The following is a 14,098-nucleotide window of genomic DNA, read 5'->3' on the forward strand; positions in this document are numbered from 1 at the left end:
CCCGACACCGCTTGTTCGAGGCTCGATTGCATGCCCCGCGCCGGTGCGGGCCCCACGCGCAGGCCCTGGCGCGAGGTCTGGGCCGCAGACTGGGAGGTGGTGATCCCTGCCCGGGCCCGATTCGTGATCTGCGCGCCCGAAGGGGTGATCTCATCAACCGTCGTCGCCGTCTCGTGATCCGCCGAGAGCTGCTCCTCGACCGAGGACGCCTGCTGCTGCGCCCAGGCGCGGATCTCGGCCGCAGCCGCGTTCAGGTCCGACGTCGCCGCACGGTTCGTCCGGGCCAGATCCGCAAGCCCCGAGACCATCCCGTTCAGCGCACGGGACAGCCGGCCGATCTCGTCGCCGCCGCGAACCTGCAGCGTCTGGGATAGGTCGCCGCCGCCGACCGTCTCGGCGAACGCCATCACGCTCTCCAGCGGCCGCACCACCGCGCGGCTGATCAGGATCGTGACGAGGATCGCCAGGACGACGCTGGCGAGCAGCGTCAGCAGGATCGAGAGCCGCGAGCGCTCGTGGATCGCGCCGATCCCGCGCTGGCCCACGGCGATGCTCTCGTCGAGGGCGACGCGGGTGCGCTCGACGGCGGCGATGGTGGCCTCGTAGGCGCGGCCGATCTCGGCGTTGCGGGCCTCGACGCCGGTGACGTCGCCGCCGACCGCGGCCACGAGCTGCGCCTCGCTCGCATCCCGGTACGGACGATAGATCGCGACGGCCTGCCTCAGGACGCCGTGCAGGCGGTCCCAGGCCGTCGTCCGATCCACCGAGAGGGCGCGGGCGCGGTAGGCGTCGGCCTCGCGGATCAGGTCGTCGAAGAGCGCGTCGGTCGATGCGGCCGTGCGACGCCAGGTGGTGAGGACGTCCTCGTCGCGCATGGGCTGCCCTTGCGCCTTCATCAGCGTGGCGATCACCGCGTTGCGGCGCAGGATGCCGAGGTCGCGCGTCTGGTTGCCGAGGATGTCGAGCTGGCGCAGCACCGCGAGGTCGCGGGCGACGATGGTGTCGGTGGCGTCGCGGACCGAGCCGATCTGGCCGATCGCGTAGAGGCCGAGGGCGATCAGCACCACCGTCACGGCCGTGAAGCCGAGGAGGATCCGTTTTCCGATCGAGATCGACAAGGCGGCTGATGCTCCGGGTCGGGCGGCGTCGTGGATCGCGCGCGTCTCGCGCCTCAAGGCAGGGTGCGCCGCAGCAGCTGCGGCAGGTCGATGACGACGAAGTCGCCGAGACCGGACGGGCCGGGATCGGCCGCGGCATAGCGCGAAACCGCTTCGCCGCCGAATCCGCCCTCCGCCGCGGCGGCCTCGGCGAGGTGGGCGAGCCCCAGCACGCGGTCGACGGCGAGCGCGGTCGGCGTCGCGGCCGTGCGAAGGACGACGAGATGGCCGCCTTCGACGCGGTCCGCGCCCGGGCGGCCGAGCGCGCGGGCGAGGCCGACGACGCTGACGATCCGTCCGGACAGGGCGACGAGGCCGAGGATCGCGGGCGGCGCGCCCGGCACGGGCGTGCATGATCGCATGGGCACCACCCGCGCGACGTCGGCGAGGGGCAGGCCGAAGCGCTCCGGGCCGCAGGCGCAGACGAGATGGGCCTCGACCGGCGCGGCTTCGCGCGCCGTCGCCCCGCGCCGGGCGAGGGCGGCCGTGCGGTCCGCGCGCAGCGCCGCCTCGCGCGCGCGCCGGCCGTCGCCCCGTTCCATCTGGCGATCCGCTGCGTTCACGCCGCCCCCGTTCCGATGCCGTCGCGGATCGCCGCCGCGCTCAGGGCGATCTCCCCGGCACGCGCCCCGTCGCCCTCGGGCAACGCCGCATCCGGCGGCAGCGCTTGGCTCAAGGCGACCGCATTGTCCAGCGCCCGGCGGGCGTCGGCGGTCCGTCCGAGGGCTCCGAGCAGCAGGCCGAGATGGTAATGGGCCATCACGTAGCCGCGATCGAGGTAGAGCGCACCGCGGAAGGCCCGCTCGGCTTCGGCCTCGCGGCCGAACCCGAGCGCGAGCAGGCCCTCGTAGAGCCGAAGGGACGCATCGGTCGGCCGCGCGGCGAGCGCGTTCCGCAGGAGGCGCCACGCCGCGCCGGTGTCGCCGGAATCGGCCAGCATGCGGATCGTGCGCGCCACGTCCTCCGCCGTCTCGTCGACGACGGTTGGAGCGCTCGCCGCCGGCACCGGACGGATCGCTTCGGCGACGGCGTCTCCGGCAGGCACCGCGAGCAGCGCCTCGAGAGCCGGACCGGGTTCGATGGAAGTGGCGGCGGGCGGACGCTCGAGCCCGGCCGGCTCGGCAGGATCGGGAGGCGCGGGCAGGGACGCCGATTCGAGCGGACGGCGATAGGCGACCGTGCCGGGGAGGTTCACCGCATCGAGCCAGCCCGCGAAGGCCGGATGGGGTTCCGCATGGCCGATCAGCAGCCAGCCGCCGGGCCGCAGGCGCCGGCCCAGCGCCCGCACGATCGCGGCGACGGTCTCGGCGCTGAAGTAGATCAGCACGTTGCGGCAGAGAATGAGATCGAACCCGTCGAAGCCCTCGGCCGCCGTCCCGTCGACGAGGCTCATCAGGTTCTGGCGCTCGAAGCGCACCATGCGGCGAAACTCCGGCCGCAGGGCGTAGCCGCCCTCGCGGGCCGCCCCGGGGCTCGCCGGGATGCGATGGAAGTGGCGCAAGCGCTCCTCGACCGGCAGCGTCCGCAGCGCCCAGCGGCCGTACTCGGCCGCCCGGGCGGTGGCGAGGGCGGCGACGCTGATGTCGGTGCCGACGATCGCGACGCGCCAGTCCGCCAGGGCCGGGCCGAGCAGCTGATGCAGCAGGATCGCCACCGAGTAGGGCTCGGCCCCCGTCGAGCAGCCGGCGCTCCAGACCCGGAGGCTGCGCTCGGCCGCGCGCCCGGCGATCAGGCCGGGCAGGATGGTCTCGCGCAACGCGGTGAACTGCTCGGCGTAGCGGAAGAAGAAGGTTTCGCCGATGGTGATCTCGGCCTCGAGCGCGGCCCATTCGCCGGCGCCCGCGTTCAGGCGCGCGTCGTAGGCCGCGGCATCGGCCACGTTGCAGGCCTTGAACCGCCGCCGCAGGCGGTCGAACAGCAGGTCGTCCTTGTCGGCGTAGTAGTGATGGCCGGTGCGCGCGATGATCCGCGCCTTGAGGGCCGCGTAGCCCGGATCGTCGTGGGGGCTCGGACCGGGCGGCCGACGCATGGGGTCCCGCGCCTTCCGCTCAGGCGGCCGGCAGCGCGGCGAGGCGCGCCTTCGCCGCCCGCGTCAGGTGGCCGACCCGGGCGCGCTCCTCGGCGCTGAGCAGGCGCGCCGGGTCGAGGGCGTGGATCAGCCGGTCGCCCCGGGCGATCTCGGCGGAGACGCAGCCGTTGAGGCTCGCGCCCGCGGCGACGGGCCGGATCGCGGCGGCCTCGACGGCGACGAGGTCGGTCACCCGGTCGACGAGCCAGGCCGCGGCGGCGTCCGGCGTCAGGACCAGGTGGGCGTAGGGGCCCGGGTCGTGCTCGCCCTCGCGCAGGCCGAGAAGGCGCGCGAGGTCGACCACCGGAACCGGCTCTCCGCCGAGGTTGAGAAACCCCGCGAGCCAGCCGCCGCAGGCCGGCGGCCGGAACAGGTCCGGCAGCGGCAGCACCTCGCCGGCCGCGGATCGCGGCAGCGCGCATGGGGTGCCCGCGACGTCGAGGAGCAGGTAGCTGAGCGAGGCCGTCTCGGGCTGGGCCACCGGCGTTCCGTGCTCTTGCGCTCGTTGGGAGGGGGGACGAGGATCGGTGATAGGCCGGGCGCCGATGCGGGGCAATCGCGCGGCGCGCCGTCGGGCCGGGCTGCGGCAAATGCTTCGCGGAGGCCGGATCCTTCGCGGCGGCCGGGCTCTCCGCCGGAATGCCGTTGACCATCGCCGAGGCCTTCGTTAAGACACCGGTCACTTTTCACGCGGAGCGCCATGCGGGCGGCCCGCGTTGGGCGAGAGATCGATCCCGATGACGACGATCCTTATCGTAGCGGAAGCGCCACCGACGGGGCGGCCCTGATCTCAGGGCCGCGATCCGGGCGGTGGCGCATGCAGGGTCCCTCGCGGGGCCCTTTTTTGTTGCCCGCGCCGATCGACGACATCGAGACGACGAAGACCAGCAAGGCGAGCAGGAGGAAGACGATGGGCGGCGAGGTCATGACCGGGGCCGAGATGGTCATCCGGGCGTTCCAGGATCAGGGTGTCGACACGCTGTTCGGGTATCCCGGCGGCGCGGTGCTGCCGATCTACGATGCGCTCTTTCACCAGGACGCGGTCAAGCACGTGCTGGTCCGCCACGAGCAGGGCGCCGTGCACGCCGCCGAGGGCTATGCCCGCTCGTCGGGCAAGGTCGGCTGCGTGCTCGTCACCTCGGGTCCCGGCGCCACCAACATCGTCACCGGGTTGACCGACGCGCTGCTCGACTCGATCCCGCTCGTCTGCATCACGGGCCAGGTCCCGACGCACCTGATCGGCACCGACGCGTTCCAGGAATGCGACACGGTCGGCATCACGCGCCACTGCACCAAGCACAACTACCTGGTCAAATCGATCGACGACCTGCCGCGCATCCTGCACGAGGCCTTCTACGTCGCCTCTCACGGCCGCCCCGGCCCCGTCGTCGTCGACCTGCCGAAGGACATCCAGTTCGCGAGCGGGCTCTACGAGCGTCCCTCGGTCGACGGGCACAAGACCTACAAGCCGGCGGTGAAGGGCGATGCGGACAAGATCCGCGCCGCCGTCGAGCTGATGGCGCAGGCGCGCCGCCCGGTCTTCTACACCGGCGGCGGCGTGATCAATTCCGGCCCCGAGGCCTCGCGCCTGCTGCGCGAGCTCGTCGCCGAGACGGGCTATCCGGTCACCTCGACCCTGATGGGCCTGGGCGCCTTCCCGGCCTCCGACGACAGGTTCCTCGGGATGCTGGGGATGCACGGCACCTACGAGGCCAACCTCGCGATGCACGAGTGCGACGTGATGATCTGCGTCGGCGCGCGGTTCGACGACCGCATCACCGGCCGGCTCGACGCGTTCTCGCCGTTCTCGAAGAAGATCCACATCGACGTCGACGCCTCCTCCATCAACAAGGTGGTCAAGGTCGACGTCGGCATCGTCGGCGATTGCGGATCCGTGCTCGCCGACATGCTGGAGGCATGGCGCGCCCTGCCGTCGCAGCCCGAGAAGTCCAACCTCGACGGGTGGTTCGCCAAGATCCGCACCTGGCGGGCGCGCGAGTGCCTCGCCTACTGGCCCTCGGGCACGATCATCAAGCCGCAGCACGCGGTGCAGCGCCTCTACGAGGCGTGCAAGGACCGCGAGACCTACATCACCACCGAGGTCGGCCAGCACCAGATGTGGGCGGCGCAGTACTTCAAGTTCGAGGAGCCGAACCGCTGGATGACGTCGGGCGGCCTCGGCACCATGGGCTACGGCCTGCCCGCGGCCATCGGCACGCAGTTGGCCCATCCCAAGGGCCTGGTCATCGACATCGCGGGCGAAGCCTCGATCCTGATGAACATGCAGGAGCTCTCGACCGCGGTGCAGTACCGCCTGCCGGTCAAGATCTTCATCCTGAACAACGAGTACATGGGCATGGTGCGCCAGTGGCAGGAGCTGCTGCACGGCTCGCGCTACTCGCAGAGCTACTCGGAGAGCCTGCCGGACTTCGTCAAGCTGGCGGAGGCCTACGGCGCCAAGGGCATCCGCTGCGACAAGCCGGGCGACCTCGACGCGTCGATCGCCGCGATGCTCGACTACGACGGGCCGGTCGTGTTCGACTGCATCGTCGACAAGAAGGAGAACTGCTTCCCGATGATCCCGTCGGGCAAGGCGCACAACGAGATGCTGCTCTCCGACTATCTCGGCGAGACCGGCATGGAGATCGGCGACGTGATCTCCGAGGAAGGCAAGATGCTGGTGTAGCCCCTTGGTGGCAGCCCGACCCCGGGGTCGGGCTGCGGTCCGCCGCCTCGGCGGCGACGCGCAGCCGCGCTTGCCTCGCGCCAGGGGTGCGAGACCGCGGATCGAACGAACTGAACGACGAGGACGCGCCCCGCGATGAACGCCATGAACACCCACTACCCCGATGCCGGCCGGATCGAGGCCGTCAACCGGCACACCCTCGCCGTGATCGTCGACAACGAGCCGGGCGTGCTCGCGCGCATCTCCGGGATGTTCTCGGGGCGCGGCTACAACATCGAGAGCCTGACGGTGTCGGAGACGGAGGAGGCGCGCCACCTCTCGCGCATCACCATCGTCACCGCCGGCACCAACGCGGTGATCGATCAGATCAAGGCGCAGCTCGACCGCCTCGTGCCGGTGCACCGGGTCGTCGACCTGACCCTCCAGGGCAGCGCGCTTGAGCGCGAGCTCTGCCTGGTGAAGGTGGCGGGGCAGGGCGAGCATCGCGGCGAGGCGCTCCGGCTCGCCGCCGCCTTCGGCGCCAAGACGCTCGACGCGACGCTGACCTCCTTCGTGTTCGAGCTGACCGGCGCGACCGAGGAGATCGACCGCTTCATCCGCCTGATGACCGTGCTCGGCCTCGTCGAAATCTCCCGCACCGGCATCGCCGCGATGGGCCGCGGCGCCGACCCGATGTGATTTCGCACGGCCGACGCTATGATGGTGTCGGCCCGCGAAAGGAGTGTCGCGATGGAAGGGAAGCTGGAGCGATCCGGGGAGGCGTTCGCCGTTCGGTTGTCCGCGGAGGATGTCCGCTCGCTCGGCTTGAGTGAGGGCCAGACCGTGGAGGTGACGGCGAAAGACCCGCTGCCCAATACCATCGATGCAACATCTTCGGTTCAGGTCCGCCGATACGTGAACGGGATCCCGGTCTTCACGATGGCCGAGATGGTCGCGGAAGCGCGCAGACTCGGACCAGCCTTCGAGCCTCCCACCGTCGACTGGGGACCGGACCGCGGGTCCGAAATCATCGACGATGACGACCCCCGTTGAGCGGCGGACGCGTCCCGGCGAATTGGTTCTCGTGGATCTGGAGCCCGTCCGCGGAACCGAGCAGAACGGCCGCCGTCCGGCCCTGGTGGTCTCGAACGACGACATGCACCTGCTGGCGCGCCGCGTGATCATCTGCCCGATCACGCGCAACCGCGATGCCTGGCCGACAAAGGTGATGTTGCCCGCGGGTCTCGCGGTGGAGGGAGCGGTGCTGGTCGATCAGGTCCGTTCGATCGATCGGGATGCGCGCATCCTGCGATCCCTCGGCTTCGTTCCGGACGTCGTCCTCGCCGAGGTCCGCGGCAGGCTCGCGGCACTTCTCAGCCTCATGACAGACGATGGTACGCGCCCATGACCACCCTCTACTACGCCCCCGGCGCCTGCTCGCTCGCCGCGCACATCGCGCTGGAGGAGGCGGGCGCGCCCTACGACACCGTGCGCCTCGACCTCGCCGCCGGCGACCAGCGCGCGCCGGAATACCTCGCGATCAACGAGCGCGGCCGGGTGCCGGCCCTGGTCGCGGGCGACTGGGTCCTCACCGAGAATTCGGCGATCCTGCGCCACGTCGCCCGCGCGCACCCGGAGGCGAGGCTCTGGCCCGAGGACCTGAAGGCGCAGGCGGTGGCCGACGAGTGGCTGTGCTGGCTCTCGATCAACCATCACCCGGCCTACGCCCATATCCGCCGGCCGGAGCGCTACAGCAACGACGAGGCGGCGCTGCCCGGCATCCGCGCCAAGGCGGCCGACACGTTCGGCGACCTGTGCACGATGACCGAGGTCCGGCTCTCGAACGGCGGCTGGGCTGTGCAGGATCGCTACAGCGTGGTCGACGCCTACCTGATGGTCTTCTGGGTCTGGGCCCGCGGCCCGACGCTGCGGTTCGACATGCCGGCGCGGTTCCCGTCCTGGACCGCCCATGCCCGCGCGATGGCCGAGCGGCCGGCCGTGCAGGCCGTCTTCGCCCGAGAGGGCCTGCCGCTTCCCGCCTGACGCGCGCCTGCGACTGGACACCTTGCGGCCGCCGCCGAATCGCCCTATCAGGCGAACCGTACGGTACGGTACGGCTCGGCACCCGATGGCAGCAGGCTCGGCGATCCACGACGCGACCCCCTCGATCCGCCAGCAGGCCGTGCTCGATGCGGTCCTGGACCTGATGGTGGAGGAGGGCGACCAGCTCACCATGGATGCGGTCGCGCGCCGGGCGAGCTGCTCGAAGGAGACGCTGTACAAGTGGTTCCGGGACCGCGACGGCCTGCTGACCGCGACGGTGCAATGGCAGGCCTCGCGCGTGCGTGCCGGGCAGTACGAGGCCCGCGCGCTCGACGTCGCCGCCCTGAGCGAGAGCCTTCGCGATTTCGCGACGACCTGGCTCGGCGTGATCTCGAGCCGGGCCTCGATCGCCCTGAACCGCATCGCCATCGGCGACGCGGCGTCTCGGAAGAGCAACCTCGGCAGCATCGTGCTCGCCAACGGGCGCTTCGCGATCGGCGACCGCCTGAAGCCGGTGCTGGAGGCCGGCCGCGCGGCGGGGCTTCTCGCCTTCGACGACAGCGAGACCGCCTTCCGGACCTTCTTCGGCCTCGTCGGCCGCGACGTGCAGATCAGACTTCTGCTCGGCGATGCGATCGTCTTCGACGCCGCCGAGATCAGACGCGACGCCGCCCGGGCGGTGGAGCAGTTCCTGGCCCTCTACGGCCAGCCCAAGCGCTAACCACACCCCCTTCACGAGAGAGGACACACATCATGCGGGTCTACTACGATCGCGACGCCGACCTGAACCTGATCAAGGGCAAGAAGGTCGTCATCGTCGGCTACGGCAGCCAGGGCCATGCCCACGCGCTCAACCTGCGCGATTCCGGCGTGAACGACATCGCCATCGCGCTGCGCGAGGGCTCGGCCACCGCCAAGAAGGCGGAAGGCCAGGGCTTCAAGGTGATGTCGGTCGCCGACGCGGCCAAGTGGGCCGACGTCGTGATGATGCTCACCCCCGACGAGCTGCAGGGCGATATCTACAAGGAGTCGCTGGAGCCGAACATGAAGCAGGGCGCCGCCCTCCTGTTCGCCCACGGCCTCAACGTGCACTTCAACCTGATCGAGCCGCGTCCCGACCTCGACGTGCTGATGGTCGCCCCGAAGGGCCCCGGCCACACGGTCCGCGGCGAGTACCTCAAAGGCGGCGGCGTGCCGACCCTGATCGCCATCGCCCAGGACGCCTCGGGCAACGCCCACGACCTCGGCCTGTCCTACGCCTCGGCCAACGGCGGAGGACGTGCCGGCATCATCGAGACCACCTTCAAGGAAGAGTGCGAGACCGATCTCTTCGGCGAGCAGGCCGTGCTGTGCGGCGGCCTCGTCGAGCTGATCAAGGCCGGCTTCGAGACCCTGGTCGAGGCGGGCTACGCCCCCGAGATGGCCTATTTCGAGTGCCTGCACGAGGTGAAGCTCATCGTCGACCTTATCTACGAGGGCGGCATCGCCAACATGAACTACTCGATCTCGAACACCGCCGAGTACGGCGAGTACGTCACCGGCCCGCGCATCGTCACGTCCGAGACCAAGGCCGAGATGAAGCGCGTCCTGGACGACATCCAGTCGGGCATCTTCACCCGCAACTGGATGCTGGAGAACAAGGTCGGCCAGACCTCGTTCAAGGCCACTCGCGCCAAGCTCGCCCGTCACCCGATCGAGGAGGTCGGCGCCAAGCTCCGCGGGATGATGCCGTGGATCTCCGAGAAGGCGCTGGTCGACAAGACCAAGAACTGATTCTCTTCGGACCTTCGGTCGCGCCGTTCCCGACGACCGTCGACGAGGAAGGCCGGCCCCGTGGAAGCGGGGCCGGCCTTTTTCATGCGCCGGCCAAACGCGGCAATTGCCCGCGCGGACGTTTGAGGGGACAGTGCCGCCGCGAAATTCCGGGACAACTCGGCGACGCAAGGATCGCGGAGGCTCGGCCGGCTCAGGAGGAAACCATGGCCTCGCTCTATTCGGACGCGCACCGCGCGCTCCAGCAGGAATTCAAGACCACCAAGCTCGCCGACCGCCTCGACACCCAATGGGTGCACGAGACGATCCAGGACGACGAGGCGGCCTTCATCGGCTCGCGCGACATGTTCTTCCTGTCGACCGTCGATCCCGACGGCATGCCGACCGTCTCGTACAAGGGCGGCAGCCCCGGCTTCGTGAAGGTGCCGGACGACCACACGCTGGTGTTCCCCGGCTTCGACGGCAACGGGATGTTCTACTCGATGGGCAACATCGAGGGGCAGGCCAAGGTCGGGCTGCTCTTCATCGACTTCGAGACGCCGCACCGCATCCGCGTTCAGGGCACCGCCACGCTGCTGCGCGACGACCCGCTGATGGCGCGCTACACCGAGGCCAAGTACCTCGTGCGCGTCGACGTGGTGAAGATCTGGGTCAACTGCCCGCGCTACATCCACAAGTACGAGAAGGTCGCGCAGAACAAGTACGTCCCGACCCCCGGCAGGGAGACGCCGCTGGCCGCGTGGAAGCGCCTCGATCTCGCCGGCGACGTGATCTCCGACGCGGACAAGGCCCGCGTCGCCAAGGAAGGCCGCCTGGAGGTTCCGGAATACCAGGCGCTGGTCGCCCGCGGCGAGGCTTAGGCCTCAGGCGCCGAGCCGGCGCGCGAGGTCGGCGAGGTCGGCGGCCGCGAAGGTCACCGGCACGCTCGGCGCCGTCTCGCCGCCGGCCGGCCCGTGCTCGCGCGGACGGGCGACGTGGGCGGTCGCCAGCCCGTGCTGCGCGGCCGCCGCGAGATCGCTCGAATGCGCCGCGACCATCAGGGTCTCGGAGGCCGCGAAGCCGAAAGCCGCGACGGCGTCGCGATAAAGGGCCGGCTTCGGCTTGTAGTCGCGGGAATAGCCTGCGCCGAGGATCGCATCGAACCCCAGCCCGTTGCGCCGCGCCAGGTCGACCATCAGCCGGACAGGCCCGTTCGAGACCGGCGCGAGCAGGTGGCCGAGCCGCAGGCGCGCCAGCGCCTCCGGCACCTCCGGCCAGGCATCAAGCCGGTGCCAGGCCTGGACGAGCTCGGCCCGGACGGCCTCGGGAACCCCGGCGATGCCGAAGGCGGCGAGCACCTCCGGCAGCGACTCGCCCTGCAGCGCGTCGAGGTCGACGTAGGCGCGGGCGCCCGACCGCACCGTCTCCATCGACGGCCCGTAGCGCGCCCGCCACGCATCGGCGAAGGCGCCGCCGTCGAGCGCCGCCGCGTAGGGCGCGAGCAGCCGCTCCGCCTCCCGCGCCACGCCCGAGCGCCAATCGACGAGCGTGCCGAAGACGTCGAAGACCAGCGCCCGGATCGCCATCACACGCTCCGCAGCCGGGTGCGGCGGACGAAGCCGACGATGTCCTTGACCGCGTCGAGGGTCGGCGCGGCGATCGCCTCGGCGCGCTCGGCGCCGTCGGCCAGCACCGCGTCGATGTGGGCGGTGTCGGCGGTCAGGCGCTTCATCTCGGTGGCGATCGGCGCCAGCGTCTCGACGGCGAGCTCGACCAGCGCGCCCTTGAAGGCGGAGAACTGCGCGCCGCCGTGATCGGCCAGCACCGCGTCGCGCGTCGTGCCCTTGAGCCCGGCGAAGATGCCGACGAGGTTGTCGGCCTCCGGCCGGCCGGCGAGGCCCGCGACCTCCGAGGGGAGGGCGTCCGGGTCGGTCTTGGCCCGGCGCACCTTGCTGGCGATCGCGTCGGCATCGTCGGTGAGGTTGATGCGCGAATTGTCCGAGGCATCGGACTTCGACATCTTCTTGGTGCCGTCGCGCAGGCTCATCACGCGGGCGGCAGGTCCCCCGATCAGCGGCTCGGTGATCGGGAAGAACCCGGCGCCCGCATCGTGCCCGTGCGCGGCGATCGAGCCGGCGAAGTCGGTGTTGAACTTCTGCGCGATGTCGCGGGTCAATTCGAGGTGCTGCTTCTGGTCCTCGCCCACCGGCACGTGCGTCGCGCGGTAGGCCAGGATGTCGGCCGCCATCAGCACGGGATAGTCGTACAGGCCGATCGAGGCCGCCTCGCGGTCCTTGCCGGCCTTGTCCTTGAACTGGGTCATCCGGTTGAGCCAGCCGAGCCGCGCGACGCAGTTGAACACCCAGGCGAGCTCGGCGTGCTGCGGCACCTGGCTCTGGTTGAACACGATCGAGCGGTTCGGATCGATGCCGGCGGCCAGGAAGGCGGCCGTGACCTCGCGGATCTGGCCTTTGAGCGCCTCCGGGTCCTGCCACAGGGTGATCGCGTGCAGGTCGACGACGCAGTACAGGCACTGCGCCTCGCGCGCCTGCATCTCGACGAAGCGCTTGATCGCGCCGAGGTAGTTGCCGAGATGCAGGTTGCCCGTCGGCTGCACGCCCGAGAACACCAGTTCCTTGAACGCGGCCATCGGCGCGGTCCCTCGAATGCCGGGCCGAGGCGATCTCGCGTCCCTGGAAGGCCGGGTTTCTGGCACCCGGGGGACGAACCGGTCAAGGCGAGGGCTGCTAGGGCTCGCGATAGGCGCCTTGCGCGCTCGGGCAGAGGTCGAGCAGCACGCAGCGGCCGCAGGCGGGCTTGCGGTGGTGGCAGACCTGCTGGCCGTGCAGCATCAGGATCTCGTGGTTGTCGTAGAGGTCCTGCGCCGACCAGTCGGCCGGAAGCTGCGCCCGCAGGATCGGGTGCGAGGGGCCGACATCCACCTTCGCGCCGATCAGCCCGAGGCGCTGGGTGACGCGGTGGTGGTGGCTGTCCACCGGCAGCGCCGCCATGCGCAGCACCGAGAACGACAGCACCGCCGCGCTGGTCTTCGGCCCGACCCCGGGGATCGCCTCGAGCCAGGTGCGCGCCGCCTCGACCGGCATGTCGGCCAGGAAGGCGAGGGACAGGCTGCCGCGGCGCGCCTCGACCGCCCGGAGCACGGCCTGGATGCGCGGCGCCTTCAGCTCCGGCCAGGTCACGCCGCGGATGGTGTCCTCGATCGCCTCCACCGGCGCGACGAGCATGTCCGCCCAGTCGGGATAGCGGGCGCGCAGCGCCTTGAACGCGCGGCCCGAATCGGCGTTGCGGGTGCGGTGCGAGAGCAGCGACGACACCAGCTCCGAGAGCGGGTCGAGGCTGTGGAAATACGGGATCGGGCAGCCGTAGACCGGGCACAGCCTGCGGTGAATCTCGAGCGCCTTCGCCGCGAGGTCGGCGGGCGCGTCCTCCGGGACCGCGGCGGTGGGGCGCGGCGGCCGTTCGGCGGCGAAGAGGTCGTGGCGGTTCGCGCTGGGCATGAGGGCGGAATCCGCGAGGATTCCCACCGGTTCCGCCCGCGCGACGTCGCAGGTCCCCCGCGTCGGCGCGTCGACGTTACCGCGTCAGCGCGTAGATGTTCACGTCGAGCTTGTCGTCGGCCTTGTCGTTCAGGTCGGTGACGTACTCCTCGATGAAGCGGTCCTGGACGACGATGTCCTTGGCGTCGAGGTAGGTCGTCAGGGTCTCGTAGGTGCCGTCGATGTCGTCGTAGGAGCCCTTGTGCGGGAAGCGCAGGGCCTTGCCGGAGGGCGTCGTGCCGAAGTGCAGGCCGTCGGCGGCGCTCGGCGCGGGCTCGGGGGCGGAGGCCACCGGGATCATCGCCTCGTAGACGAAGCCGTCGTCGTCGGTGCGGGTGAAGACCGCGAGCGGGCGCCCGGTCGCGGCGATGCCGGCCTTGGCGAGGTCCGCCTCGATCTTGGCGAAGGCCTCCTTCAGGCTCGGCACAGCCTCCTCCCACTTCGCCTTGCCGGACAGGATCGCGGCGGGCTTGGCCGGCAGCGTCACCGCGTCGACGTCGTCGGCGTTGGCCGGGGTCTCCACCAGGGTCTTCCGCCCGGAGGCCTGAGCCGGGGACGGTGCCTGCGCCTGAGGCGGTGCCGGGGGCGGCGCCGGCGCGGAAGCGGGCGCCGACGGCAGGGTCGGCGACGTGATCGCCTTCTCGGGCGCGGGCGCGGACGACTTGTTCGGATCGGCGGGCGGGTTCGGCGCGGTCGTGGTCGGGAGCGGGTCCGTCACCGCGGGCGAGGGCGCCGTCGAGGCCGGCGGCGGGGGCTGCTCGGCCAGGACCGGCAAGGCCAGGACGGGAAGGACGGCGGCGCCGAGAAGGCCGGCGGCGAGCGTGAGGCGAGGGCGGGTCAAGGCAGCGCTCCGGCA

16 protein-coding genes are annotated in these 14,098 nt (G+C 71.1%); 8 read left to right on the top strand and 8 right to left on the bottom strand.

Annotated features, from left to right (window positions below; translation table 11 throughout):
• The 4 genes from MKK64_RS22065 to MKK64_RS22080 form a co-directional block, all read right to left on the bottom strand.
• Nucleotides 1–1,118: HAMP domain-containing protein (locus MKK64_RS22065; protein WP_243937372.1), on the bottom strand; the 1,118-nt coding region annotated here is incomplete at its 3' end.
• Nucleotides 1,119–1,171: 53 nt separating this feature from the next.
• Complete coding sequence (locus MKK64_RS22070; RefSeq protein ID WP_313898931.1) at nt 1,172–1,720, bottom strand: chemotaxis protein CheW; 549 nt, start codon at nt 1,718–1,720, stop codon at nt 1,172–1,174.
• Complete coding sequence (locus MKK64_RS22075; RefSeq protein ID WP_243937380.1) at nt 1,717–3,186, bottom strand: CheR family methyltransferase; 1,470 nt, start codon at nt 3,184–3,186, stop codon at nt 1,717–1,719. Before MKK64_RS22075 ends, MKK64_RS22070 begins: the two co-directional genes overlap by 4 nt.
• Nucleotides 3,187–3,205: 19 nt before the next feature.
• Complete coding sequence (locus MKK64_RS22080) at nt 3,206–3,706, bottom strand: chemotaxis protein CheW (RefSeq protein WP_243937388.1); 501 nt, start codon at nt 3,704–3,706, stop codon at nt 3,206–3,208.
• 429 nt (nt 3,707–4,135) lie between these two features.
• Here MKK64_RS22080 and MKK64_RS22085 point away from each other — a divergent pair, with 429 nt between their 5' ends.
• From MKK64_RS22085 to MKK64_RS22120, 8 genes are all read left to right on the top strand, one after another.
• Nucleotides 4,136–5,911: an acetolactate synthase 3 large subunit gene (locus MKK64_RS22085; protein ID WP_243937598.1), complete on the top strand. Its 1,776-nt coding sequence runs from the start codon at nt 4,136–4,138 to the stop codon at nt 5,909–5,911.
• Between the two features lie 135 nt (nt 5,912–6,046).
• The gene (gene ilvN / locus MKK64_RS22090) at nt 6,047–6,589 is read left to right on the top strand and encodes an acetolactate synthase small subunit (RefSeq protein WP_147727992.1); all 543 of its coding nucleotides are present in this window, start codon (nt 6,047–6,049) and stop codon (nt 6,587–6,589) included.
• A gap of 51 nt (nt 6,590–6,640) precedes the next feature.
• Nucleotides 6,641–6,943 carry a MazF family transcriptional regulator gene (locus tag MKK64_RS22095; protein ID WP_243937389.1) on the top strand — a complete coding sequence of 101 codons (303 nt, stop codon included), beginning with the start codon at nt 6,641–6,643 and terminating at the stop codon, nt 6,941–6,943.
• Nucleotides 6,927–7,298 carry a type II toxin-antitoxin system PemK/MazF family toxin gene (locus MKK64_RS22100; protein WP_243937391.1) on the top strand — a complete coding sequence of 124 codons (372 nt, stop codon included), beginning with the start codon at nt 6,927–6,929 and terminating at the stop codon, nt 7,296–7,298. The genes MKK64_RS22095 and MKK64_RS22100 overlap by 17 nt, the downstream gene beginning before the upstream one ends.
• On the top strand, nt 7,295–7,933 hold the full coding sequence (locus MKK64_RS22105) for a glutathione S-transferase family protein (RefSeq protein ID WP_243937393.1): 639 nt from the start codon (nt 7,295–7,297) through the stop codon (nt 7,931–7,933). The genes MKK64_RS22100 and MKK64_RS22105 overlap by 4 nt, the downstream gene beginning before the upstream one ends.
• 85 nt (nt 7,934–8,018) lie before the next feature.
• Nucleotides 8,019–8,654 (top strand): TetR/AcrR family transcriptional regulator C-terminal domain-containing protein, encoded by a 636-nt coding sequence (locus MKK64_RS22110; protein ID WP_243937395.1) that lies wholly within the window; start codon nt 8,019–8,021, stop codon nt 8,652–8,654.
• A gap of 32 nt (nt 8,655–8,686) precedes the next feature.
• Nucleotides 8,687–9,706, top strand: coding sequence for a ketol-acid reductoisomerase (gene ilvC / locus MKK64_RS22115; protein WP_243937397.1), 1,020 nt, complete (start codon nt 8,687–8,689; stop codon nt 9,704–9,706).
• A 206-nt stretch (nt 9,707–9,912) separates the two neighbouring features.
• Nucleotides 9,913–10,566: a pyridoxamine 5'-phosphate oxidase family protein gene (locus tag MKK64_RS22120; RefSeq protein WP_147727986.1), complete on the top strand. Its 654-nt coding sequence runs from the start codon at nt 9,913–9,915 to the stop codon at nt 10,564–10,566.
• Between the two features lie 3 nt (nt 10,567–10,569).
• Here the strand turns inward: MKK64_RS22120 and MKK64_RS22125 are convergent, their stop codons facing one another.
• The 4 genes from MKK64_RS22125 to MKK64_RS22140 all read right to left on the bottom strand — a co-directional run bounded on the left by MKK64_RS22125 (nt 10,570) and on the right by MKK64_RS22140 (nt 14,083).
• The gene (locus MKK64_RS22125) at nt 10,570–11,271 is read right to left on the bottom strand and encodes a haloacid dehalogenase type II (protein WP_243937399.1); all 702 of its coding nucleotides are present in this window, start codon (nt 11,269–11,271) and stop codon (nt 10,570–10,572) included.
• Nucleotides 11,271–12,335, bottom strand: a complete 1,065-nt coding sequence (gene trpS / locus MKK64_RS22130) for a tryptophan--tRNA ligase (RefSeq protein ID WP_147844138.1) — start codon at nt 12,333–12,335, stop codon at nt 11,271–11,273. Before trpS ends, MKK64_RS22125 begins: the two co-directional genes overlap by 1 nt.
• A 97-nt stretch (nt 12,336–12,432) precedes the next feature.
• Nucleotides 12,433–13,203, bottom strand: coding sequence for an endonuclease III domain-containing protein (gene nth, locus MKK64_RS22135; protein ID WP_243937401.1), 771 nt, complete (start codon nt 13,201–13,203; stop codon nt 12,433–12,435).
• Nucleotides 13,204–13,279: 76 nt separating this feature from the next.
• On the bottom strand, nt 13,280–14,083 hold the full coding sequence (locus MKK64_RS22140) for a GyrI-like domain-containing protein (RefSeq protein ID WP_243937403.1): 804 nt from the start codon (nt 14,081–14,083) through the stop codon (nt 13,280–13,282).
• Nucleotides 14,084–14,098: the final 15 nt, after the last annotated feature.

Source organism: Methylobacterium sp. E-025, from assembly GCF_022829705.1.
In the GTDB taxonomy this organism is placed as follows: domain Bacteria; phylum Pseudomonadota; class Alphaproteobacteria; order Rhizobiales; family Beijerinckiaceae; genus Methylobacterium.

Coding starts and splice junctions, on each gene's coding strand:
- MKK64_RS22100 (WP_243937391.1), top strand. CDS start 6,927: ATGACGACCCCCGTTGAGCGGCGGACGCGTCCCGGCGAATTGGTTCTC.
- MKK64_RS22105 (WP_243937393.1), top strand. CDS start 7,295: ATGACCACCCTCTACTACGCCCCCGGCGCCTGCTCGCTCGCCGCGCAC.
- ilvN (WP_147727992.1), top strand. CDS start 6,047: ATGAACGCCATGAACACCCACTACCCCGATGCCGGCCGGATCGAGGCC.
- MKK64_RS22095 (WP_243937389.1), top strand. CDS start 6,641: ATGGAAGGGAAGCTGGAGCGATCCGGGGAGGCGTTCGCCGTTCGGTTG.
- ilvC (WP_243937397.1), top strand. CDS start 8,687: ATGCGGGTCTACTACGATCGCGACGCCGACCTGAACCTGATCAAGGGC.
- MKK64_RS22085 (WP_243937598.1), top strand. CDS start 4,136: ATGGGCGGCGAGGTCATGACCGGGGCCGAGATGGTCATCCGGGCGTTC.
- trpS (WP_147844138.1), bottom strand. CDS start 12,335: ATGGCCGCGTTCAAGGAACTGGTGTTCTCGGGCGTGCAGCCGACGGGC.
- MKK64_RS22125 (WP_243937399.1), bottom strand. CDS start 11,271: ATGGCGATCCGGGCGCTGGTCTTCGACGTCTTCGGCACGCTCGTCGAT.
- nth (WP_243937401.1), bottom strand. CDS start 13,203: ATGCCCAGCGCGAACCGCCACGACCTCTTCGCCGCCGAACGGCCGCCG.
- MKK64_RS22120 (WP_147727986.1), top strand. CDS start 9,913: ATGGCCTCGCTCTATTCGGACGCGCACCGCGCGCTCCAGCAGGAATTC.
- MKK64_RS22110 (WP_243937395.1), top strand. CDS start 8,019: ATGGCAGCAGGCTCGGCGATCCACGACGCGACCCCCTCGATCCGCCAG.
- MKK64_RS22075 (WP_243937380.1), bottom strand. CDS start 3,186: ATGCGTCGGCCGCCCGGTCCGAGCCCCCACGACGATCCGGGCTACGCG.